General features: G+C 35.2%; 22 protein-coding genes and 1 pseudogene. 12 read left to right on the top strand and 11 right to left on the bottom strand.

Features of this window, described 5'->3' with window-relative positions; genetic code table 11:
- The 5 genes and pseudogenes from tssD to OA86_RS07595 all read right to left on the bottom strand — a co-directional run.
- The coding region (gene tssD, locus OA86_RS07610; protein WP_039351240.1) for a type VI secretion system tube protein TssD at positions 1–263 on the bottom strand (263 nt) is incomplete at its 3' end.
- Positions 264–317: 54 nt separating this feature from the next.
- Positions 318–425: pseudogene (locus OA86_RS15670) on the bottom strand (type VI secretion system tube protein TssD); the annotation flags it as partial.
- Positions 426–787: 362 nt separating this feature from the next.
- A complete protein-coding gene (locus tag OA86_RS07605) occupies positions 788–3,013 on the bottom strand; it encodes a M1 family metallopeptidase (protein WP_039351237.1) in 2,226 nt (741 codons plus the stop codon).
- Between the two features lie 79 nt (positions 3,014–3,092).
- Complete coding sequence (locus tag OA86_RS07600; protein WP_039351234.1) at positions 3,093–3,974, bottom strand: SDR family oxidoreductase; 882 nt, start codon at positions 3,972–3,974, stop codon at positions 3,093–3,095.
- Positions 3,975–4,231: 257 nt separating this feature from the next.
- The gene (locus OA86_RS07595; RefSeq protein WP_039351231.1) at positions 4,232–4,966 is read right to left on the bottom strand and encodes a DUF6261 family protein; all 735 of its coding nucleotides are present in this window, start codon (positions 4,964–4,966) and stop codon (positions 4,232–4,234) included.
- 553 nt (positions 4,967–5,519) lie between these two features.
- On the opposite strand from OA86_RS07595, the gene OA86_RS07590 reads away from it, so the two are divergent.
- Entirely contained in the window at positions 5,520–6,563 is a 1,044-nt protein-coding gene (locus tag OA86_RS07590) for a ParA family protein (protein WP_039351227.1), read from the top strand.
- A gap of 206 nt (positions 6,564–6,769) precedes the next feature.
- Here the strand turns inward: OA86_RS07590 and OA86_RS07585 are convergent, their stop codons facing one another.
- From OA86_RS07585 to OA86_RS07570, 4 genes are read right to left on the bottom strand one after another with little or no spacing between them, the layout of a single operon-like run.
- A complete protein-coding gene (locus OA86_RS07585) occupies positions 6,770–9,697 on the bottom strand; it encodes a M16 family metallopeptidase (protein WP_039351223.1) in 2,928 nt (975 codons plus the stop codon).
- Between the two features lie 57 nt (positions 9,698–9,754).
- On the bottom strand, positions 9,755–10,378 hold the full coding sequence (locus OA86_RS07580; protein ID WP_039351298.1) for a lysoplasmalogenase: 624 nt from the start codon (positions 10,376–10,378) through the stop codon (positions 9,755–9,757).
- 7 nt (positions 10,379–10,385) lie between these two features.
- Positions 10,386–11,723, bottom strand: coding sequence for a dihydroorotase (locus tag OA86_RS07575; protein WP_082017303.1), 1,338 nt, complete (start codon positions 11,721–11,723; stop codon positions 10,386–10,388).
- A 1-nt stretch (position 11,724) separates the two neighbouring features.
- Positions 11,725–12,330, bottom strand: coding sequence for a WG repeat-containing protein (locus tag OA86_RS07570; RefSeq protein WP_039351220.1), 606 nt, complete (start codon positions 12,328–12,330; stop codon positions 11,725–11,727).
- A gap of 161 nt (positions 12,331–12,491) precedes the next feature.
- On the opposite strand from OA86_RS07570, the gene OA86_RS07565 reads away from it, so the two are divergent.
- The 9 genes from OA86_RS07565 (at position 12,492) to ribA (ending at position 19,921) form a co-directional block, all read left to right on the top strand.
- The gene (locus tag OA86_RS07565; protein ID WP_039351217.1) at positions 12,492–13,943 is read left to right on the top strand and encodes a lipopolysaccharide biosynthesis protein; all 1,452 of its coding nucleotides are present in this window, start codon (positions 12,492–12,494) and stop codon (positions 13,941–13,943) included.
- 1 nt (position 13,944) lies between these two features.
- The gene (dut, locus tag OA86_RS07560) at positions 13,945–14,376 is read left to right on the top strand and encodes a dUTP diphosphatase (protein WP_039351214.1); all 432 of its coding nucleotides are present in this window, start codon (positions 13,945–13,947) and stop codon (positions 14,374–14,376) included.
- A gap of 82 nt (positions 14,377–14,458) precedes the next feature.
- A complete protein-coding gene (locus OA86_RS07555; protein ID WP_039351212.1) occupies positions 14,459–15,487 on the top strand; it encodes a sugar phosphate nucleotidyltransferase in 1,029 nt (342 codons plus the stop codon).
- A 99-nt stretch (positions 15,488–15,586) separates the two neighbouring features.
- A complete protein-coding gene (lolB1, locus tag OA86_RS07550; protein ID WP_039351211.1) occupies positions 15,587–16,381 on the top strand; it encodes a lipoprotein insertase outer membrane protein LolB1 in 795 nt (264 codons plus the stop codon).
- Positions 16,378–17,961 carry a murein hydrolase activator EnvC family protein gene (locus OA86_RS07545; RefSeq protein WP_039351208.1) on the top strand — a complete coding sequence of 528 codons (1,584 nt, stop codon included), beginning with the start codon at positions 16,378–16,380 and terminating at the stop codon, positions 17,959–17,961. The genes lolB1 and OA86_RS07545 overlap by 4 nt, the downstream gene beginning before the upstream one ends.
- Before the next feature lie 33 nt (positions 17,962–17,994).
- The gene (gene tatA, locus OA86_RS07540; protein ID WP_039351205.1) at positions 17,995–18,222 is read left to right on the top strand and encodes a Sec-independent protein translocase subunit TatA; all 228 of its coding nucleotides are present in this window, start codon (positions 17,995–17,997) and stop codon (positions 18,220–18,222) included.
- 12 nt (positions 18,223–18,234) lie between these two features.
- Entirely contained in the window at positions 18,235–18,861 is a 627-nt protein-coding gene (locus OA86_RS07535) for a DUF4254 domain-containing protein (RefSeq protein WP_039351202.1), read from the top strand.
- The gene (locus tag OA86_RS07530; RefSeq protein WP_039351199.1) at positions 18,842–19,303 is read left to right on the top strand and encodes a hypothetical protein; all 462 of its coding nucleotides are present in this window, start codon (positions 18,842–18,844) and stop codon (positions 19,301–19,303) included. The genes OA86_RS07535 and OA86_RS07530 overlap by 20 nt, the downstream gene beginning before the upstream one ends.
- A gap of 15 nt (positions 19,304–19,318) precedes the next feature.
- Complete coding sequence (gene ribA / locus OA86_RS07525; RefSeq protein ID WP_039351196.1) at positions 19,319–19,921, top strand: GTP cyclohydrolase II; 603 nt, start codon at positions 19,319–19,321, stop codon at positions 19,919–19,921.
- 49 nt (positions 19,922–19,970) lie between these two features.
- On the opposite strand, the gene deoD is transcribed toward ribA, so the two are convergent.
- On the bottom strand, positions 19,971–20,678 hold the full coding sequence (gene deoD, locus OA86_RS07520) for a purine-nucleoside phosphorylase (protein WP_039351193.1): 708 nt from the start codon (positions 20,676–20,678) through the stop codon (positions 19,971–19,973).
- A 146-nt stretch (positions 20,679–20,824) separates the two neighbouring features.
- Complete coding sequence (locus tag OA86_RS07515) at positions 20,825–21,313, bottom strand: hypothetical protein (RefSeq protein WP_039351190.1); 489 nt, start codon at positions 21,311–21,313, stop codon at positions 20,825–20,827.
- Between the two features lie 113 nt (positions 21,314–21,426).
- Between OA86_RS07515 and OA86_RS07510 the strand changes: the two genes are divergently transcribed.
- Both OA86_RS07510 and bshA read left to right on the top strand, forming a co-directional pair.
- Complete coding sequence (locus OA86_RS07510) at positions 21,427–23,166, top strand: glycoside hydrolase family 3 protein (RefSeq protein ID WP_039351187.1); 1,740 nt, start codon at positions 21,427–21,429, stop codon at positions 23,164–23,166.
- A gap of 25 nt (positions 23,167–23,191) precedes the next feature.
- The gene (gene bshA / locus OA86_RS07505) at positions 23,192–24,325 is read left to right on the top strand and encodes an N-acetyl-alpha-D-glucosaminyl L-malate synthase BshA (protein ID WP_039351184.1); all 1,134 of its coding nucleotides are present in this window, start codon (positions 23,192–23,194) and stop codon (positions 24,323–24,325) included.
- Positions 24,326–24,368: the final 43 nt, after the last annotated feature.

The following is a 24,368-nucleotide window of genomic DNA, read 5'->3' as shown; positions in this document are numbered from 1 at the left end:
AAAGTGATCAATGTTCCTTCTTCATGAGATTTATTAAAGGTAATTTCACCTGTTGTTGGCTTGTATTTACCGTTCAATAAACTTTCTAGTACGTGAGCATCTTCTGTCGCCTCGATGGTAATTTTAATTAATGCATTTGAAGGATCAGATGCAACCCGTCCTGAAACGTCAGTTGATCTTGATACACTGTAGTTCAATTTTAACACTTTTTGTTCTGCTCCTCCATTGAATTTTAAAACACCTCTTGAATTGTTTGCTGCCATGATTTCTAAATTTTAAATTGTTAAATTATTTTTGAATTTTTTACTGTCTTTTCGCCGTCCGGAAACGTCTGTCGATCTTGATACACTGTAATTAAGTTTTAACACTTTTTGTTCTGCGCCTCCATTAAATTTTAAAACGCCTCTTGAATTGTTAGCTGCCATGATTTCTAAATTTTAAATTGTTAAATTATTTTTGAATTATTTTACTGTCTTTTCGTTTTTGATAATTCAAAGATAGACCCACTTTTTAATATTCTTTGTAGTAATTCTACTACAATTTTGAAATTTATTTTAGATAGTTGGATGATCTGGAAACTTTACTCAAAATGTTTGAATGAAAAAACATGCGCTGAAGCCACGCTTTGATTTATCAAAGCGTTTTTTTTATTTCAATTACATTTTAAGAATTTTTCGAATTTAATCAACCAAAAATTTGAAAACTTAACTATCAAAAAAAAAACCGCCACCCAAAAATCTATTTTTTGAGCGGCGGTTTTTAAAATTGTCTAAAAATTTAAACTCCATTAATCTCTCGTAAATTCAAATTTTTTGCCACCCTGGTTGAGTGTGAAACCTTTTCGGTCTTTAGAAAACTGAAATTCAATTCCTGCTACAGAAAAGCCGAATTTATCTGCTCCTTCATAGTCTAAAGGAATTTTCGGTTGTCCCGTTGCCTGTAACATTAATTGATTGTTTTCAACTGTTGTAACAATTTTTAAAGGAATTTCCTTGCTGGAGAAATTTCCTATGAATTGTTTTAAATCTACTTTTTCCGCTACTGAATTCCCGTCTACTTTAAAAGTATTATCAGAAACATTAGCGTCGGGTAAACTGCCTTTTGGATCTAACTGAACGGAGGTAATCTCTTTAGTAGTAGGTACTTCAAACGTCCACTCTGAATTTCTCTTCCAGATTTCTACCGGTAATTTTACATTCTGAGTAGTTCCGTCTTTAAACTTAATCTCCAAATTTACCGGCATCGGCAACTGACCAATATTTTCTAATTTGATAACAGCTCCTTTCGTAAAATCTCCACTTTTATAGGAAACATTTTTTACGGCCTGATCAATTTTCCATTTGTTTAAGAACCAGCCTCTCCAGAACCAGTTCAGTTCTTCACCAGAAGAATTCTCCATGGTACGGAAAAAATCTTCCGGAGTTGGATGTTTGAACGCCCATCTCTTGATATATTCCCGGAAAGCTTTATCAAATTTTTCTTCACCTAAAATATTTTCCCGCAACATTTGCAATCCTGCACTTGGTTTATAATAAGCTAAAAAGCCCAGATTTCTTTCTTTTAAATTGTCCGGCGCCGTCATTATAGGTTCCATTTGATCGCTGTTAAAGGCAAATGCCATACTTTGAAGCGGTTTTGGAGTGTAATATTCCCCTTTGTTGAAATCCTGCTCAGAAATACTGTTGATGAAAGTATTGAAACCCTCATCCATCCACGCAAACATTCTTTCGTTAGAGCCCACGATCATTGGAAACCAGTTATGTCCAAATTCGTGATCGGTAACACCCCATAAATCAGCACCCTTAGAACTCATACCGCAGAAAACAATTCCCGGATATTCCATTCCACCAGGATTTCCGGCAACATTTACCGCATTTGGATACGTATATTCATACCATCTTTTTGAGTAATGCTCGATCGAACTTTTCGTGTATTCTGTTGATCTTCCCCAAGCAGCATTCCCATCACTTTCTACCGGATAAGCAGATACCGCTAATGATTTTTTACCGCTTGGCAAATTAATTTTCGCCGCATCTAAAATAAAAGCAGATGAAGAAGCCCACGCAAAATCACGGGTGTTCTCAATTTTAAATTTCCAGGTTTTGGTAGCGGTGGAATTTTTTTCTGCAGCGTTTGCTTCAGCAGCGGATCGAATAATTACCGTTTTCTCGCTATTTCTTGCAGCGTCCCATTTTTTATTTTGGTCAGAAGAATAGACCTCTTTTGGATTTAACAGTTCGCCGGAAGCAACGACATACTGATTGGCAGGAACCGTAAGATTCGCTGTGATATTGCCATACTCCAGGAAAAACTCACCTGCTCCTAAGTAAGGCAAAGTGTTCCAACCTGTAATGTCATCATAAACACACATTCTTGGGAACCATTGTGCGATGGTAAAAATTTTTCCGTTTTTTGTTGGCTCAACTCCCATTCTGTCTGAACCGTAATCTGGAGAAACAAATGAATAGTTGATGATCAATTTCACAACTCCACCTTTTGATTTTAAATCCTGCGGAAGATCGATCTGCATTCTGGTATCAGAAATCGTATATTTTGGATTGATTTTTAAATTTTTTCCATTTGCAGAAAGAATTTCTACCGATTTTATGGTATATCCTCCGTCAAAATCCTGTCCATGAGCACCATTTCTACTACCACCCATTGGCACTACAGCGTTTCCGCGGGAATCTTTTTTAAATAAATTCTGATCCAACTGAAGCCAGAGAAAACTTAAATTATCAAAACTGTTATTGGTATAAGTAATTTCTGCAGAGCCTGAAATTTCGTTTTTAACATCATTCAAAGAAGCATTCAGAACGTAATCTGCACTGTTTTGCCAATAATTATGACCTGGTTGTCCGCTTGCAGAACGAGTTTCGGTAGCATTGTTCATATAGAAAAATGGTTTGAAAGCTTCGGTATAACTGTATTTCGGCGCATCATTTTGCGCTGCTAAATTCAGCGAAACTGCAACCGCCAAAGTAAATAACGGTTTGAAAAGTTTAAGATTCATGTGAGTGATTTTGGTAATAAGTATAAAAAAAACCCAACATTGTTACAAATACTGGGTTTAACTATAAAATTTTTTGTGATTAATTCGATTTCTTCGCCTTGATCATCGATTCCAGCATATCCCACATTTCCTGTGGAATTTCTTCGAGCATATTAAATTCGCCGGCTCCCTGCAACCATTCACCACCATCGATGGTAACAACTTCTCCATTCATGTAAGCTGAATAATCTGAAACTAGATAAGCGGCAAGATTCGCCAATTCCTGATGTTCTCCTACTCTTCTTAAAGGAACTTTTTTACGCATATCGAATTTTTCTGCTAAATCTCCGGGTAACAATCTTTCCCAAGCGCCTTTTGTAGGAAATGGTCCTGGTGCGATTGCGTTGAATCGAATTCCATATTTTGCCCATTCCACGGCTAAACTTCTGGTCATGGCTAAAACTCCGGCTTTTGCACAAGCAGATGGAACAACATATGCAGAACCAGTCCAGGCGTAAGTGGTAACAATATTTAAAACCGTTCCGGGAACTTTATTATCGATCCAGTATTTCCCGATGGAAAGCGTACAGTTTTTGGTGCCTTTTAAAACGATATCTAAAATAGAATCAAAAGCGGAATGCGTTAATCTTTCGGTAGGTGAAATAAAATTTCCTGCTGCGTTATTTAAGAGAATATCAATTTGTCCGAATTCTTTGATTGCCGCATCTTTCATTGCTTCAACCTCATCCCAATTACGAACATCACACGCAACGCACAAAACTTTTCCACCTGTTTCTTCTTCTAATTCTTTCGCGGTGGCTTGAAGTTTTTCTAAGTTTCGCGAAGTGATCACGACTTTAGCGCCGAGTTGCAGAAAATACTTCGTCATGGCTTTTCCAAGTCCGCTTCCACCACCGGTTACGACGGCTACTTTATCTTTTAATGCTCCTTCTTTGAGCATTGGTTGGGTATACAAATTCATATTTTAATTTTGATTTAAATTTAAGATTAATTTATCGTCTTAAGAAATTTTATAAAATGTAATGAATACTAAGTTGGAAAGAGGAGATTCTTCCTTCGTCAGAATGACAAATTCGAAAGAGCCAATGACAAATTCGGCGGAGCCAATGACAGAAACTTTTTGCCACGAATGCACGAATTTTAAAATTACTATTCGTGCATTCGTGGCAGCTATTTCTTATAAAAAAAACCGCTCAATCAGGCGGTTTTTCTATTTTACTAAGGCAATACAAGATTTTCCGGCGGCATCACCTCTTGCCGGTGTACCAACAATACATTGTACTGATCTGTTAATGCATTGAGTTGGTTAATCACCGTGGTATAAGGCGATGGCGGCGTTTCTACCAAAATATGCAGCGCATCGATACGGTTCCGAAGCGCGTAGTAAGTCACATTCGTTTCCTCTCTTTTAGATTTAATGGTATCCGGATTGGCGTCCCCATATTCCTGCGTTCGGGAAAGATATTCCGTATTAAATTGCGTATTGGCATCCGTCAACTCGTCGAGCCAGGGTTGCAAAGTGAAAGCCGTCACCGCCGCTGCCAAGTCGGGTTTGTCTTCAAAATCGCGGATCATGTTGTTGAGTGTTGCAGTTTCTGCCTGATAATTTTGGCGCGAAATACCGCTCCCGTAGATGGCGATGTTGGCCAATAATTTTTGGGCGTTTTGTTTTTTGCTTTCCTCAAAATGATAGGAATAGCCTTGCAGAAAAAAAGTAATCCCGTTGATGGCATCATCTCTCCTCTCATCCAGCGCCAGGATCACTTTTGTACGGTCGTTGGCAAGGGCTTTTTTGAAAAGCTCTTCCAGCTCTGCATTTTTTGCGTTAAAGGCGGCAAGTTTGGCGTCGATCTGCAAAGTTGCAGGATCATTGAGATTGATGATGCCTGCAAAATCTTTCATGTACTGCAGGTATTCTGCGTTGCGGAGTTTCGGTAAATCAATAGCATTCATGGGTTTTGTTTTTAAGTTAAAAGTATTTATTTATTGAAAAAATAGTTCTTTTAAAGATTACCACCCGAAACTACCAAACGCGGGTGCGGCGACCTTTCGGAAGTTCCCGAAAGTCTCTTGCGAGGGTGCAACAACCTATCGGACATTCATGAAAGCACCAAACGCGGGTGTAACGACTTTTCGGGAAGCTCCGAAAACTTAAAGCGAGGGTGTGACAAACTTTCGGGAAATTTGGTAGCACCACCACGATAAACCCTTAAAAACAAGCAACATTGTGATCTCTTCTTCTCTTTTTGCGTTACTCAAAATTAGACAATATATTGCTGAATTGGTAAAATTTTAAATAAAAGTTTCGATTCTTTTTAAATATTTTCTGTGGAAGGGGTGTATTTCGTAAAATAGGAGGGTTGAGATGGTTGGTTGGGGAGGGATTTTTTGTTATTTTAGCGGCTGGACAATTAAGCTTTAAGATCCTAAATCGATATATTTGAGTGGCAACTATAATATCATTTCAAAATCAATTCCTTTAAATTAATAATTAAATAATAACAATATGACAAAAAAAATTGCAATGTTTAACCACAAAGGTGGTGTTAGCAAAACAACAACAACTTTTAATTTAGGTTGGAAACTATCTGAATTAGGATATAAAGTATTAATTATAGATACAGATCCTCAATGTAATTTAACGGGATTGTGCCTGAGTTTAACAAATGATGCCAATTTTGAAGAATTTTATGAGAGAAGTGGCGTATCTAATTTGAAAGAAGCTTTAGATCCAGTTTTTAGTGGAACACTACAACCACTACAACCAGCAAACTGTTATGAATTTCCAAATAGGAATGGATTATTTTTACTTCCAGGACATATTGATGTATCTGAATTTGACGTCACAATTAGTATTGCGCAAGAGTTAACCGGAAGTTTGAAATTAGTTCAAAACGTTCCAGGAGCTATTAATCAGTTAATAAATTTAACAGCTGAAAAATATGATTTTGATTACGTACTTATAGACATGAGTCCAAGTGTCAGCGCTACAAATGCTAATCTTTTAATGCTTAGCGATTACTTTATAATTCCTTGTAGTCCAGATTTTTTTTGTAACATGGCGATTAGCTCATTAACATCTGTTTTGCCAAATTGGTTTGCCACATATAATACTATTAAGACTCATCCTGCATTTAAAGATGCTATATATAAATTTCCAACAACAACTCCAAAATTTATTGGAACTATTCAACAAAGGTATAGACCACGAAATGGAGAACCAGCTAGGTCTTTTCAGGCTTGGATAGATGTTATTAATAAGAATGTTAATGATAGGCTAGTTCCTGCTCTAAGACAAAACGATATGATTATCGACGAAGAAATATTTAGAGAAGTTGCTGAACCAGAGGAGCCATATAATTTGATTAATATTGCAGATTTCAATAGCTTAATTGCCCAAAGTCAAGTTCATAATACCCCAATTTTCAATTTGACAGATTTGCAAATTGGTCAAGTGGGTCAAGTATTGGACAACATGATTATATCGCGAGACAAATTTAATGAAACATTTACCGAATTTGCGAATACGGTAGTGAGATTAACAAATTAAAGGATAAAGATATGCAATAGGTCATTTTATTGTTATCTACAACAGAGAATCTACCGGATGAGTCTTTCATGATGACTGAGCGGAGTCGAAGCCACCAACAAAAAAAGTGGGAACGGAGGATGGAAGTTGGCGCCCAAATAATTCTTAAAAGAAAAAAAAACTGCTCCAATTACGGAGCAGTTTTCTGTATCAATTATTTTTAAAGTTTAGTAACCGAAAAGTTCTTCCAGAGAAATCTTCTTCACCTCACCCAGTTTTTCCAGATCTTTCATCGGAACTCTTTTTTCTGAGGCTACGATCGCGTAGGTGTAAGGTTTTCCGGAGAAATTAGTATCGTGAAAGGTTTTCAGATCTTCCATTTTGATATTATCTACAGAACTGTAAATATTTTTCCGTGGATCTTCATTCAAGCCTAATTCTTTCGCTGCCAGATAATTGAAAATGATATTATCCTGCGTGATTCTTTCAGTTTGAATGTCTTTTTTAACCTGTGTTTTTGCCAGATTTAAATTTCCTGCTAAATCGGGCATTTTGGTTAAAAGTTCTGTCATCGCCGTAGTTGCGTCGTTAAATTTATCAGCCTGACTTCCCACATAACTCATCATGTAATATTCCTGATCTTTTTTCTGTGGCTGCACGTAAACGCCGTAAGTAGAATACGCCAAAGCCTTACTTTCACGGATGGTTTGGAAGACGATGGAACCCATTCCGCCCCCGAAATAATTGTTGAAAACTTTTACAACAGTATTCTTTTTAGCGTCGTACTGATCTGTATTTCTGATCCAACGGGTTTCCGCTTGAACCATGTCATAATCGGTGAATAAAACTTTATTTTTAACCTGTTTCGTCTGTTTGAAAACTTTCTCCGGAGTTGCAACCGCAAAATTCGCGGGAACCTGATGCATTATTTTCAATTTGCTGTCCAGATCTTTCAGCGAAGCGGGACCGTAATAAATCACAGTCTGTTCGTAGTTGTTGAGGTTTTTAATTCGATCAACCAATTCTTTGGAAGTTGTAGCTTCCATTTCTGAATTGCTTAGAACATTATTGAATTTATTTTTTTCGCCGTACAAAGCATAGCTTGTTAAGCCTTGAAGAATTGCACCTTTGTTGGCTTTTACATCTTTTCTTGCTTTAGCTAATCTTTCTTTCAAACTTTTCAAAGCAACGTCATCTGCTTTTACATTTTGAATAAGATCTTCGTATAATTTTACAGCAGCATCGAAATTTTCCTGTAAACCTTCGATGGAAACGGTCGTGTATTCTTCACCGGACGCAATGGTGAAATTGCAGGCGATCTTATAAAATGCTTTCGAAATATCTTCTGCCGACATTTTATCTGTTCCTAAAAACTGCAGATATTGAGATGCTAAAGGTTGTTTCAAATCATTTAAAGAACCGATTTTATAACGGTATTTCAAACGGAAAATCTGATTGTCGGTGTTTGGAACATAAAGCACTTCTGCTTTCCCGAGCATTGATTTCTGAATATCTTTGTTATAATCTAAAAATACTGGAGTTGAAGGATTATTTGGCATTTCATTGACCATTTTCACAAAGGCAGATTGCTTATCTGCATTGGTTTCAACCGGAGTGATTTGTGGTTTTTCAATTTTTTGAGATGCCGGAGATTCTCCTTTTCTTTTTAAGATCGCAACATAATTTTCGCCCAGATATTTATTGGCAAAAGCAACGATGTCGGCTTTAGAGATCTTGGATAAATCATTCACGTAAGCAACCTGATCTCTCCAGTTTAATTCAGAAGTAAACGCATCCATCAAAGAACTTGCGCGATCATCATACTTTTCGGATTCGTAGATCTTATTTTTCTTGATGTTGTTGATAATGGAAGTAATCAATTCCTGATCGAAATTTCCTTTTTTCAAATTATCAATTTCTCCAAGAACCAAACTTTTTACCTCTTCTAAACTCTGACCGTTTGTTGGAGCTGCACTGATGTACAAAACGCCGTAATCGATCAAAGTAAAAGTTTGCGCTGATGCGCGTAGTAATTTTTGTTTTTTCACCAAGTTCAAGTCCATTAAACCTGCTTTTCCATTTGTCAAAACTTGTCCAACAAGATCTGCGATCAAAACATCTTTGTCTTTATTTCCAGGCAATCTGTAACCGATGGTTAGATTTTCTGCGTCTGGACCGGTGATTTCTTTAATAACTGGTGAAGTAATTGCAACTTCTGGTGTGAACGTATATTTTGCAACAGGCTTATTTTGCATGTAAGAAAAAGCTTTGTCAACCTGCGCAATCACAACATCAGGATCGAAATCTCCGGATAAAATCACTCCCATATTGTTGGGCACATAATAGTTGTGGAAATATTTTCGGATTTCTATGAGCGAAGGGTTTTTCAAATCCTGCACGGTTCCGATCGTGGTTTGCTGTCCGTAATTGTGATTTTTGAACAGTTGTGCAAATAAAGTTTCAAAAACTTTGCTTCCATCGCTGTCTAAACTTCTGTTCTTTTCTTCATAAACTGCTTCTAATTCCGTGTGAAAAATTCTTAAAATTGGATTACGGAATCTTTCTCCCTGAACGGCTAAATATTTATTCAAAGAACTGCTCGGAACATCATCGGTATAAACCGTTTGCTCAAAACTCGTGAAAGCATTTGTTCCCTGAGCTCCCATTGAAGCCATCATCTTGTCATATTCGTTCGCAATTGCAAACTTACTTGCAACACCTGAAACGGAATCTATTTTTTTGTAGATCGCCTTTCTTTGTGCGTCGTCTTTTGTTTTATTGTACTGCTCATAAAGTGCGTCGATCTTATCTAATTCCGGTTTTTCTTTCGCCCAGTCCAGAGAACCATATTTATCGGTGCCTTTGAAAACCATGTGTTCCAGATAATGCGCCAAACCCGTATTTGTGCGCGGATCAGTTTTGCTTCCGGCTTTCACCGCCACATAAGCCTGAATTCTGGGATCTTTTTTGGTTGGACTTAAAATGACCGTTAAACCATTTTTCAAAGTGTAAAATCTGGCATTCATCGGATCGTTTGTTACATATTTGTAGGTGTAACCATTTCCGGAGGCTTCTTTCCACTCGTATTTTTTTTGTGCAAAAGTTTGCAGCGAAAAGAGCAACATGAAAATTGCTAAAGAGAGTTTTTTGAACATAAATTATTTATTTTAAAGGATTAGACGAAAATTTTTGGGAATTGTTTCAAATCTTTACTAATTTTTAGATGAAAGCATTCCTTTCACCAAAAACCATTGCGCAAAAACGTAGGTTATCATTACGAACAAATTGAGGATCATCAAGGGTTGGAAAAAAAGATTTATTGAAAGCAACGTATCTGAAATCAGAAATAAAAGCGCACCAATGATCAAATTTCTATTGTGCGTTTTAAGAGCGGTATACATCATCACAGAAATTACAATCGCATAAATAATGACCGGAACTTTCATTTCTTTTAAATAGGGAAAAAGGAAAACGAGTAAGGTGGTTGCAAAGAGACCAAGAATAATCGGCCAAAATTTCCAGATACTATATTGAGTTTTTTTCCTGAAAGAAATAATATAGAAAACATGAGCCAGTAAAAAACTTCCTAATCCAGGCAGAAAACCCCATTTAAAAAGAAGAAACAGATCGCCGAAAAAACTAAGGACCAATCCCGCCAAAAACAATTTATCCAATTGAATTTTTTCTGATTTCAAACTTGTGATATACATTAAAATCAAAATCGGAAGTAAAAGTGGTTTGGTGAAAAACCGAAGTTCCGGTTGATTATCTAAAATAAAAAACAAATCAATTGTAAAAAAGATGACTAATGAAACTTGTAAAATTTTTGATCTCATAAAAAAATTATTTACGGTCAAAAAGTAATCTTTCGCCATGTTTTTCTTCGGAAATTTTTCCATTCTCAAAAGCTGGAAAACCGTTCACGAAAGTATGGGTGATTTTTGAATGAAATTCAGTTCCTTCAAAAGGACTCCAACCACATTTTGCCAAAATATTATCTTTGGAAACGGTGTATTTTTCATTCAGATCAACTAAAACCAAATCTGCTTTGAAGCCTTCTTTAATGAAACCGCGCTTTTCAATTTGGAATAGAATGGCAGGATTGTGACACATTTTCTCCACGATTTTTTCTAAAGAGATCTTTTCATTTTTAAAGTTTTCGAGCATTACATTCAAAGCATGCTGAACTAAAGGTCCGCCGGAAGGTGCTTGTAAATATTTTTGAGATTTTTCCTCTAAAGTATGAGGCGCATGATCAGTGGCAATAACATCAATCCGATCATCCAGCAAAGCTGCCCATAATCCGTCTTTATCTTTTTGCGTTTTTATTGAGGGATTCCATTTGATGAAATTCCCTTTGGTTTTGTAATCCTCGTTGGTGAACGTTAAATGATGAAGGCAAACTTCAGCGGTGATCATTTTCTCTTTTAAAGGAATATCATTTCGGAAAAGCTCCATTTCCTTTGCTGTTGATAAATGGAAAACGTGTAATCTTGCGCCGGTTTTTTTCGCCAACTCAATTGCTTTCGAAGACGAAATATAGCAAGCTTCTTCGCTCCGAATCAAATGATGACATTCAACAGGAATGTCGTCGCCATATTTTTCTTTAAAGATCTCTGTATTTCTTCTAATGGTCGCTTCATCTTCGCAATGCACGGCGATCAACATTTTCACATTATTAAAAATTTTTTCTAAAGTTTCTGGATCATCAACAAGCATATTTCCAGTGGAAGAACCAAGAAACAATTTAATTCCGGCTACATTTCGCGGATTTGTTTTTAAAAGTTCTTCCAAATTATCATTCGTTCCACCCATTAAAAAGGAATAATTGGCAAAAGATTTTTCGGCAGCAATTTGATATTTTTCTTCTAATAATTCTTGCGTAACTGCATTTGGAACCGTGTTTGGTTGTTCCATAAAACTGGTAATTCCACCCGCAATTGCAGCTCGCGATTCGCTTTCGATGTCCCCTTTCCAGGTTAAACCCGGTTCCCGAAAATGCACTTGATCATCGATAATGCCCGGAAGAAGATATTTTCCGTTTGCCTCGATAATTTGATCGGCGTTTTCTTCTGAGATATTATTTTCAATTTTTGAAATTAAATCATTTTCAATAAGAAGATCACTTTCGAAAATTTGATTTTCATTTACGATTTTAGCGTTTTTTATAAGAATTTTCATTTTATTCATAACCTTTCCAATTAATTTTTTTGGCAATTTCTTCAAAAGTAAATCGACCAAACATTATCACTTTTCCTTTTTTATTAATAAATCCATATTTTTCACATTGGGTCGAATAATGTTGACAATCTCGATCTGTTGCATGTTCCAACCAAGGGATTTTTTTACACTTTTTGCCAATAATTGCTTTTCCCTTATAAAAAGTAGAAACTTGCTCAAATTGTGGTTTGATGATGATTTTTCCTTTATCATTTGCAAAACCAATCTTATCCTCATGATCTACAATTCTAATTTTGTTTTCAAATAAATCGTCGGGACTTGGCGTACCATCTTCAGTGTTTAAAACTTTGAAAAGTCGATTTTCATTAATGTCAATCGCCGTCCAACCTTCTTCGTCTTTAATTGAAAAAATTGAAAAATAACCCAGTGTTTCAGGTTGGTAATTTAATCCATAGATCGATGGATCCAGCTTTTTAATTATATTTCCATCTTGATCGGCAATTATTGAGGTAAAATAATCTTCATTTTGATAAATTATTTTAAACTTTTGCTGAGAAAATAAATATTGAAACGTTAATAGTAACAGGATTGAAATTACTCTCTTCATTATAAAAACTATTTTAAGGATGTAAATAAATTTTTACAATTCGTAAATTTAAAAAAAAACAAAGAATAGAACTGCTTTGTCAACCAAGAATTTTTCGCTCATTAGGTCAAATCTTTTTTAGATTTTAATTAAAACAATACATTTGTAAAAATTTAGAAATTTTGTATAAAAAATTATTGGGGCAAACTGCGATTTATGGCTTGAGCACCGTTATTATTCGCCTTTTTCCATTTGTCATCAGTCCTTTTGTTACGCATGCTTTTGGACCCGCTTCTTTGGCGCCTTTCATCGATTTTTATTCAGTTGCAGGAATTATCATTGTCTTGCTTTCTCACGGGATGGAAACTACTTTCTTTCGATTTGCAGAAAAAGAAAATGATACCACTAAATTAATTTCTACCGCAACGATAAGTGTGATTAGTGCCTCTTTTTTGTTTATGCTTTTCGCTTTTATTTTCCGGCAGGATTTAGCGATTGCCTTTAAAACTCCCGACCAGATCAATCTTCTAACCATGATGCTTTTTGTTTTGGGTTTAGATGGACTTTCAACAATGCCTTTTGTGATTTTAAGAAAAACAGGTCGGCCGAAAAAATTCGCAGTAATAAAAATAATTAATGGCGTTATCAATTTTTTACTGGTCGTTTTCTTTATTGTGATTTTACCAAAACTCGGGAGCAAAGGATTTTTTGGTTTCACTTATGATAAAAATTTTGGGATTGGCTATGTTTTCGTCGCGAATCTGGTTGCAAGTGCAGTGACTTTTTTACTGCTTTTCCCGGAAATAAAATCAGTAAGACTGGATGCTTTCAACTGGAATCTCTGGAAAAAAATGATGGCGTATTCCTGGCCAATTACGATTGCAGGTTTAGCAGGAGTTATCAACGAAACCATGGATCGGCAGTTTCTGAAATATTTATTACCCGACGGAACGAATACCGAACAAATGGCGATTTACGGTGCAGTTTGTAAAATCGTTACCTTCTTAACTTTATTTCGTCAAGCTTATCTTTTGGGAATTGAACCTTTCTTTTTCTCTCACGCAAAAAACGAAAACTCAGGTAAATCTTACGCGAAGTTGATGGATATGTTTGTGATCGTCAACTGCATTATTTTAGTGGCCTTATGTGTTAATTTAAATTGGCTGGCAAAACTTTATCTTTCTAATCCGGCTTATAATGAAGGAATTCCGATTGTTCCGATTGTTTTGATCGCCGCAGTTTTTCTTGGAATTTATTTGAATATGTCGGTATGGTATAAACTTTCTGATAAAACGATATTTGGAGCTTATATATCGGTATTAGGTGCTGTTGTCACTATTATCGTAAACGTTTATTTCATTCCATCTTACGGATATTGGGCTTCAACTTGGGGAACTTTTTTAAGTTATTTTTCAATGATGACGGTTTCTTACTTTTTGGGGCAATATTTTTATCCGGTTCCATATCACATGAAGAAAATTTTGGGATATTTGAGTATAAGTATATTGTTCTCTGTTGTTTCTTTTTATGTACTTGAAGGAAATTTAATAATAGGAAACTTATTATTATTAGTATTTTTAGCAATTGTTTTTTACTTTGAAAAAGAGACAATAAGAAAATTTAGAAAAAGCTGATATGGAAATTAAGATCATCAATAAATCCTCAAACCCTTTACCAAAATACCAGACTGAGCTCTCTGCGGGAATGGATTTATATGCGAATCTGGCGGAAATTATTACTTTGAAATCTTTAGAAAGAAAATTAATTCCGACGGGATTATTTTTAGAACTTCCTGCCGGTTTTGAAGCACAGATTCGACCGAGAAGCGGTTTAGCTATAAAAACCGGCATCACTGTTCTAAATTCACCCGGAACCATCGATGCAGATTACCGCGGCGAAGTCGGTGTTATTTTAGTAAATTTGTCAACAGACGACTTTCAAATAAATAATGGCGACCGAATCGCACAAATGGTCATCGCCAAACATGAAAACCCAAGTTGGATCGAAGTTGAAAATTTAAACGAAACAGCTAGAGGTGAAGGTGGTTTCGGAAGCACAAAAAAATAAAGTTTTTATACCGAAAATTTAAAAACAAATAATAAAATAATCATTACTCAACATTTAAAAATTGAGTTGAAAAATATTAAATATGAAGATAATTGTTCCTATGGCAGGACGAGGTTCCAGATTAAGACCTCATACTTTAACCGTTCCTAAGCCTTTAATCCCAATTGCAGGTAAACCGATTGTACAACGTCTGGTTGAAGATATCACGAAAGTTGCGGGCGAAAAAATTGATGAAATTGCCTTTATTATCGGTGATTTCGGACCTGAAGTTGAAGCATCTTTAATTAAGATTGCTGAAAAACTGGGTGCAAAAGGAACTGTTTACACGCAAGATGAGCCGCTTGGAACTGCTCATGCAATCAAATGTGCCGAAGCTTCTATGCAAGGCGATGTTGTTGTTGCTTTCGCAGATACTTTATTTAAAGCAGATTTTGTTTTAGATAAAAATTCTGATGGCGTTATCTGGGTGAAAAAAGTAGACGATCCTTCTGCTTTTGGCGTTGTGAAATTAGACGATTACGGCTTCATTACCGATTTCGTGGAGAAACCTTCAACTTTTGTTTCGGATCTTGCGATTATTGGGATTTACTATTTCAATTCTGCAGAAAAGCTGATGTCGGAAATTAATTATATTATGGACAACGACATCAAAGTTGGCGGTGAATATCAGTTGACTACGGCTTTAGAAAATCTTCGGCAAAAAGGAGCAAAATTCTCCCTTGGAAAAGTTGATGACTGGATGGATTGCGGAAATAAAAACTCTACGGTAGAAACCAATGGAAAAGTTTTGGAGTATGAAAGAGAGAATGTCGCAAAATTTCCTGCATCGGCCAAAATTGAAAACTGCATGATCATCGCGCCATGTTTTATTGGGGAAAATGTCGAAATTTATAACTCCAAAATTGGACCCGGAGTTTCTATCGGAAATAATACGAAAGTAATCAATTCAAACATTGATAATTCATTAATTCAGGAAAATACCGTGATTGATCATGGTAATTTAAGTAATTCTATGATTGGAAACTCTGCGCAATATTACGGTGTCGCCCGAGAAATTTCATTGGGTGATTTCTCTGTTTTAGACTTTGTTTCCAATACAAGCAATCATTAAAAAATTAAGAACAACCATAACATCATCAAACCACACAAAATCTTTTGTGTGGTTTGGCGTTAATATTGTGAAGTTTGTTTCCTAACAAAGAAAAAACGAATGAAAAAATATATCCTTTTGCTGATGGCGTCGGCCTTACTGTTTTCCTGTAAAACAAAAACTGTAACCAATGTTCCGATTGGGACCGCAAATGAAATCGCTGCAAATGCTGTGTTCTTTAGTAAAATTAAAGAAAAATCAAATTTTGAACAACTTAAAATAAATTCAAGAGTAAATATTGAAAATGGAAATTTCATCCCTACTTTAGATGCAACCATTTATATTGAAAACGGGCAAAAAGTGTGGATGAATATGATTGCTATTTTTCTAAATGTTGGAAGAGGAATTGCAACGCCGGAAGGAATTAAGGGCTACGAAAAATGGAACAAAACTTATATTGAATCCGATTTTTCTTACCTGAATAAATTATTGAATGTTAATTTTATCGATTATAATTCTTTGCAAAATTTACTTCTCGGAAAAACTTTTGTTCCAATCAACGAGAAAGATTTTATTTTGACCAAAAATGCACAGGGCTATCGCCTGACTTCCTCAAAAAATTTGAAATTTGAAAACAATGGTCAAACCTCAGAATATAGGGTGATTATGGATTATTCGCCTGATTTTGATTTGAATCAAGTTCAATTAGAAGATAAAAATAAAACCAATCAACTTGAAATCTCGTATTTTAATTGGACAGGCTTCGATAACATGAAATTGCCAAAAAATGTTAAAATAATTATAAAAGGTACAAAAACTAGCCAAATTTTCTTGGAAAACACGAGATTTGAGAGTTCGAAAATGGATACACCGTACTCCGTTCCCAATAATTATACGAAAACTGAGATTAGATGATTAAGAAATTAGGAATTTTTGTAGGAATTTTTCTGTGCGGATTTTTATTCTCTCAAAAGAAAGAAGAACTTCAGAAACAAAATGTAGAACTTAAAAAACAAATTGCATCTATTAACACAAATCTCGCAAAAACGCAACAGGACTCAAAATTATCTGTCGCTTATTTGAATGAAGTGAATAAAAAGATTCAGCTTAGAGAAAAGGTTTATACCAATACTCAAAAAGAAAAAAGATTAATTGAAGATGATATTTACCTTCGTCAGTTAGAAATTAACCGTCAGAATAAAGAGCTTGCGGTATTAAGAAAGAATTACGCCGAAGTTTTGGTTAAAGCGTACAAGAATAAAGGAGTTCAGAATAAGGTGACCTTTATTTTATCGTCGAAAAATTTGGGAGAAGCATTAAGAAGAGTTCAGTATCTGAAAGATTATTCAGATTATCAGGATAAAAAAGCAGCAGAGATTTCCGATGCAGCACGTAAACTTCTACAAAATGTAGCTTTAAAGCAGAGATCTGTAAAAGACAAAGTGACAATTCTTTCTAATCAGGAAAAAGATCTGGTCACCATAGAAGCGGAAAAGAAACAGAAAGAAAATCTGTTGCAGGACTTCAAGAAAAATGAAGTACAACTTACTGCAGAACTTAAGCAGAAGCAAACAGAGTCGAAACAGTTAGAAGGTCAAATTCGTTCGATCATTGCGGAAGAAATTAAAATTGCAAAGGCGAAAGAGGAAGCCAACAGAAAGGCCGAAGCTGAAAAAGTACGTTTGGCAAAAATAGCTGCAGAAAGAGAAAAAGCGAAGATAGAATCTGAAAATAAAGCAAGAATGGAAGCGCTTGCATTAGAAAAAAGAAGAGCCGACGAAGAGGCTAAAAGATTAAAAGATATTTCAGATAAAAAAGCTGCTGAAGAAGTGGACCGCGCAAAAATTGCAGCTTTAGCAGATTCGAAAAAAACAGAAGATACGAAACGGGCAGCAGATGCTGAAAAAACGGAAGCGAGAAGAGCTGCAGCGGCAAATGACGCAAGAATTGCAGCAGCGAATGCAAAAAATGCAGCAGACAAAGCAGCAACCGCAAGAGCAGCAGAAGCAGACCTGGTGAAAAAAACAAATGATGAAAAGAAAGCTGCTGAAAACAAAGCAATGACAAATTATGGGGTTTCAAGTGTTGTCGGAAATAATTTTGCAGCCAATCGTGGCAAGATGGGAATGCCGGCTTACGGAACAATTACCCACCGATTTGGAAGACAGCCGCACCCCGTTTTCAAAAATATTGTAGAAGAGAATAACGGAATAAAAATTTCAGTAAAGAAAGGAACAGTTGCAAAATGCGTTGCTCCGGGAACAGTTTCCCGAGTAGTTGCATCCGGAGATGGAAGTAAAATGGTCATGGTGAAACACGGAGATTATTTTACAGTTTATGCAAACCTTTCAAACACGATGGTTTCTGCGAATCAGCAGGTTTCGGCAGGAACGTCAATAGGAACTATTGGCGAGGATTTTGACGGAACTTATACTCTGGATTTCCAGATTTGGAATGACAGAAGCCCAGTAGACCCTTTAGGTTGGATCAATTAAAAAAATATAAATTAACTTTGTAAAAATTTCATAATGCAAACACTTACGATATTAGCACTTTCCTGGCAACACTTATTAATTGTTGCAATTATTTTACTCATTCTTTTCGGTGGAAAAAAGATTCCAGAAATGATGCGAGGTTTAGGATCTGGGATCAAAGAGTTTAAAGATGCTGTTAAGGAGGAGGACAAAAAAGCTCCGGAAGATCCAACTAACACTACCACCACACCTCCGAACAACAACTCAACACCGACGAACTAAATTCTGCACTTTATGAGTATTACAGATACCGCCTGGGAAATTTTTAATCAGTCGATCAACAATTATCATGTAAAAGATAATGTAGACGAACCTGTAAATAACCCATTTTCAAGCGGGACTTTGGAACGAATTTTGTATGCGAAGAACTGGATTGATACCGTTCAATGGCATTTGGAAGATATTATTCGGGATACCAATATAGAGCCCATCGAAGCTCTGAAAATTAAAAGAAGAATTGACGCATCCAATCAGGAAAGAACTGATATGGTTGAGTTTTTAGACAGTTGGTTTCTACAGAAATACGAAAACATAACACCAAATACTGATGCTAAACTAAATAGTGAGACGCCTGCATGGGCTTTTGATCGCTTTTCGATTTTAGCATTAAAAATTTATCACATGTCACTTGAAGCTCACAGAGAGTCGGCAAGCGAAGAGCACAGAAATAATTGTTCAAAAAAACTGAATGTTTTATTAGAGCAAAAGAAAGATCTTTCTGAAGCAATCAAGCAATTACTTGATGATATAGAGAACGGTAAAATTAAGATGAAAAGTTATAAACAGATGAAAATGTATAATGATGAAAGTCTTAATCCGATCCTTTATCAAAATGTGAAAAATGATCAAACTAAAATTTAGGTATATTTTATTGTTGCTTTTAACTTTATCTTGTTCTACAGAAAAAATTAATCTTTCCCCAGTTTCAGACAGTATGTCTAAAAATAGCGGGAAAACATTCAATTATACTTTAGAGCAACGAAAAAATCTTATTTTTTATTCCTCAGAAATTACAAATTTGATTGCTTCTTTTCCGAAATTTGGTAATGAGGCGGTAAATAAAGAGGTCCTTAATTTGAAATATCATTTAAAGGATTATATTGGTGCAATGGAAGAATCTAATCTCAACAATTTAGCCAATTCTCAAAGGAAATTTGAGAAATCTTACAAAAAACTTCAACATTTGCGCAAATTTCTCAAAAAACAAGATGATGAAGTCTTGAACAGATATTTGGTAAGAATAAAAATAAATATGTCGTTTTTAAATAGTAATATTTCACCTAAACAACAATCAGCCAGTTAAAAAATCTTTTTTTATATGTTGAAAATTCAAGCGGAAGCTAACGTTCCTACTGAACATGGTAATTTCCGGATGATAGCCTTCTCTGAAGACGAAAGTGACTGGATGCCACACATGGCAATTATTGCCGAAAATACTGATTTTTTCCGTCCCATAAATGTGCGATTTCATTCTGAATGTATTACTGGAGAAGTTTTTCATTCAAAAAAATGTGAATGCGGTCAACAACTAGATGCTGCCATGAAATATATGCATGAAAATGGAGGATTGATTGTATATCTTCGACAGGAAGGGCGAAATATTGGCATCATCAATAAGTTGAAAGCCTATTCTTTACAGGAAAAAGGTTTTGATACGGTAGAAGCTAATTTAGAACTAGGACTTCCTGCAGATGACAGAAACTTTGCAGTTGCTATTGATATTTTAAATATTCTAGGAGTGAAAGACATCAATCTTTTGACCAATAATCCGGAAAAAATTAAGATTGTAAAAAACAGTAACATTCATTTAAACAAACGGATTCCTATACAAATTCATTCTACGCGAGAAAGTGCAGGATATCTGCAAGTAAAAAAAGATTATTTCGGTCATCTTTTAGAAAAAGAAGAAGAAAAAGAATAACGCTAAGATGACCTCGAAGCGTTATTTTTTTACGGTTAAATCGCTCCTTTTAAAACTTCAAAGTAGTTTCTAAAGCTAATTCAATCATTGTTTTCAAAGCTTTTTCTCTTTGATCTGCAGATATTTCCTCGCGTGTCGGAATAATATCTGAAACCGTAAGAATGGTCGCTGCATTTTTTCCTAAATATTTTGCGTTGGCAAACAAAGCAAAAGCTTCCATCTCTACAGCCGAACAATTATATTTCTTTGCAAGTGCAGGTAAACCTTCTTCTTTTCGATAAAAAATATCACTCGTATGAATATGCGTCGCCTTAATCGCTAAATCCATATTCTTTGCAGTTTCATTAATTAAACCGAATGCATTTCCTTGATGTGAAATTAAATCATCTTCAATTCCCCACGCAAATTTGGCGTAAGTTGATTCACTTGCTGAAAATTCTACATTCAGCAAATCAAAAAGTTTCAAATCTGTTGTATAAGCACCACAAGTACCGATTCTGATGATCGTATCGACATCGAATTCTGTAAAAAGTTCGAAAGAATAAATTCCAATACTTGGGATTCCCATTCCACTCGCTCCCACCGAGATTTCTTTACCTTTATATTTTCCTGTGAAATAGTAAATATTTCTGGTCTGACTTACCAATTTTACTTCTTCCAAAAAATGATCAGCAATATATTTTGCCCGCAGTGGATCTCCAGGTTGTAAAACAGTTTTTGCAATTTCTCCTTTTTTTGCAGCGATGTGAACACTCATAATTGTAATTTAAATTGAATTTTAAATGTAAGCAATTCTGAACAGAAGTAAAATAAATAGAATATGATTTTTAACAAAAAACAGAAAGAAGCCCAATTGAAATCATCAGGCTTTATCTTTGTATTACGGTTAATTTCGAATTGAAATTATTTTCGATCAGGAATATTATAATATTTTATCACGCTATTGTAATCTTTATAATCAAGATTAGCATTTTTACCTTGTGAAGCAGGAACTAAAACAACTCTAAACGTTTGATTATTAACGTATGAAGCCATTTCGGAAGGTGTCGTCGTAGCAGGATCAAAATCTGCATAAATTTCTACGTTATTAGTATCAAATAAAAAGCTGTAATCAATTCTACCAGTTGTTAAATATTCTGTGGCAGGCAGGAGTTGCCAAACTGGCGAACCCGTAGAATTTGAATTATAGTTTCGATAAACCAATACTACATCGGTACTATTAATTGTTATTCCCTGAGTGATAGTGTAACTATTTGCACTTGTAAAACTCGATTTCACATCGAGCATTTTAGAGTAAGTATCAGGAGGAACAACGTCATTATCTCTATTGTTACAACTTAGTGCAACAATTCCAAAAATCGCTAAAAGCATGAATGTAAAATATTTTTTCATTTTTAAAAGTATTTATAGATTAATTGTATTCTAAAGATTTCAAGATGTATGCCAATAAATTTAAAATCTAAAAATTAAAAATTGTATTTTTGTTTTCTCTCATATTTTAGATAATGAAAAACGTAAAAAGTCAAATCTCTTTCTTAATAATTATTTTATTTTCTTTAAAAATCTCAGCACAGTATCAACCAAAAAATCTAAGCAAACAGGATTTAAAAAAAGCCAGCGATTGGGTCGATAAAACATACAGTTCTCTTTCACAAGATCAAAAACTCGGTCAATTATTTATTATTGCACTTTACACTAATAAAGGAGAAGACTTCATAAATAATGTAAGAAACATTGTAGTTAACGAACAAATTGGCGGCTTAATTTTGATGCAGGATGATGCCGCCAGAGAAATTAATTTAGTTAATGAATTTCAAACAAAATCAAAAGTTCCTTTAATAATAGGAATGGACGCTGAATGGGGCGTTTTTCAAAGAATCGCGACGGCACATAAGTTTCCCTGGGCAATGACTTTAGGTGCGATTCAGGACAAGAATTTAATTACTGCAATGTCTGCTAAAATTTCAGAGGATTGTAAAAGAATGGGCATCAACTGGGATTTCGCACCTGTTGTAGATGTCAACACCAATCCTGATAATCCTATTATTGGGAACAGAAGTTTCGGTTCAGAAGTTTCAAATGTGGTAAGTTCTGGACTTGCTTATTCGAACGGATTACAGAATAATAATATTTTAGCAGCCATCAAACATTTTCCTGGACATGGTGACACCAATACTGATTCTCACTTGGATCTGCCCGTAGTTTCTCACAATTTAAAACGACTTACCGAAATTGAATTAGCACCGTTTAAAGCATTAATGGATAAAGGAATTGGTGGCGTTATGGTCGCTCATTTATATGTTCCCGCTTTAGAAAGTGAAAAAGGAGTTCCAGCTTCAGTTTCTAAAAATATTGTCACTGGAATTTTAAAAGATAAATACGGCTACAAAGGCTTGATCATCACCGATGCTTTAAATATGGGTGCCGTTGCAAAACGGTACAAACCGGGAGAATTAGATGCGTTGGCTTTCAAAGCTGGAAATGACATTATGCTTTTTTCCGACGGTGTAAAAGAAGGAAAAAGACTGATTCAACTAGCAATTGATAATAAAGAAATTTCTCAAAACCGAGTTGAAGAAAGTGTAAAAAAAATTCTTCTGACCAAATACTTTTTAGGTTTGACTCAATATCAACCGCGAAATCCTGAAAACATTAACGAAGATCTCAACAATGATTCGCACAAAATTTTAGTTCAAAACTTATACAGCAACGCTTTGACTTTATTAAAAGATGATAAAAAACTTTTGCCTTTAGACTGCAAGAAAACTTACTATTATGTACCTTTAGAAGAAGCGCCTTATCAAAATTTCTTGGATCAATTGAATTTAAATACAACCGTCATCGTAAAGAAAGCTTTAGAAATCTCCAGTATTCCAGCAAATTCAACCGTGATTGTTGGCTTTCACAAAGACAATTCTACTGCTTATAAACCATACAAAATTTCAGAAGAAAGCAAAAAAGTGTTGGCTGATTTGAGTAAAAATCAAAACGTTATTTTGAATGTTTTTGGCTCGGCTTATGCTTTAAAAGATATTGACATTTCTAAAATTCCTACCGTTTTAGTTTCTTACGAAAACAATGATGATTCGATGACTGCAACTGCGATGGCCTTGAATGGAGCGACAAAAATTTCAGGAAAACTTCCAGTTTTAGTCAATGAAAATTTGAAAGCCGGAAAAGGAATCGATTTGAATGCATCTTCTAAAATTAATTTAAAAGACAACACAAAAACTGTAATTGAGTAATTTCAATTTAAAAATATTTAAACCTATGAAAATCGGAATTCTCTGTTACCCAACTTATGGTGGAAGTGGCATCGTTGCTACAGAACTTGGTATGGCACTTGCCGATAAAGGCTACGAAGTGCATTTTATAAGTTCAGCTCTGCCCGCAAGATTAGATATTACCAATCCGAATATTTTTTTCCATAAAGTAAACGTTCAAACGTATCCGCTTTTTCAATATCAACCTTATGATATTGCGCTTTCATCAATGATTTATCGGGTTGTAAATTTGTACAAATTAGATTTGCTTCACGCTCATTATGCTATTCCTTATGCGTACGCGGCGTTTACTGCGAAACAAATGTTGAAGGAAGAAGGCAAAGATATTCCTTTGGTAACCACGCTTCACGGAACCGATATTACTTTGGTTGGTCAACATCCAAGTTACAAACATGCGGTCGAATTCTCTATCAATCAATCCGATACGATTACTTCAGTTTCTGAAAGTTTAAAAAAAGATACGCTTCAATTCTTCAATATTAAAAAAGAAATCGAAGTCATCACTAATTTTATCGATAATTCAGAATTTATCAACAAGTCAGCATGTCAAAGAGATCAATTTGCAACGCCAGATGAAAAAATTCTGATTCACGTCTCTAATCTTCGTCCCGTAAAAAGAGTGGAAGAAGTTCTGGAAATTTTTAAAAATGTTCAGAAAAAAATCAACTGCAAACTTATTATTATTGGCGAAGGACCCGACATGGAAGTCATCAATCAGTTTTTGGAGGAGCATCCTGATCTAATCAATAGAGTTCGTTTATTAGGAAAAGTCAACGATTTATACAAAATTCTACAGCTTTCCGACGTTTTCCTTTTACCTTCCGAGCAGGAAAGTTTTGGTTTAGCGGCGCTGGAAGCAATGGCTGCGTCAACTCCTGTCATCAGCTCAAACGCTGGTGGAATTCCCGAAGTTAATATTCAGGGAGAAACCGGATTTTTAGCCGAAATTGGTAATGTTGAAGCCATGAGTAATTATACCATCAAATTACTAAGCGACGAAAATCTGTTGGCTCAAATGAAGAAAAACGCGAAAGAACAGGCACTCAGATTCGATCTTAGAAACATTTTACCAGTGTATGAAAAGATGTACGAAAAGACTTTAGCCAACTTCAAAAAATAGTGTTTACACGGTCATAATCTCATGATTGCTTCGTTACTTTGCA

It is taken from the genome of Kaistella jeonii (genome assembly GCF_000812865.1).
GTDB lineage: Bacteria > Bacteroidota > Bacteroidia > Flavobacteriales > Weeksellaceae > Kaistella > Kaistella jeonii.
The sequence above is the reverse complement of the archived record's forward strand: the minus strand, read 5'-3'. Positions and strand labels throughout refer to the sequence as shown.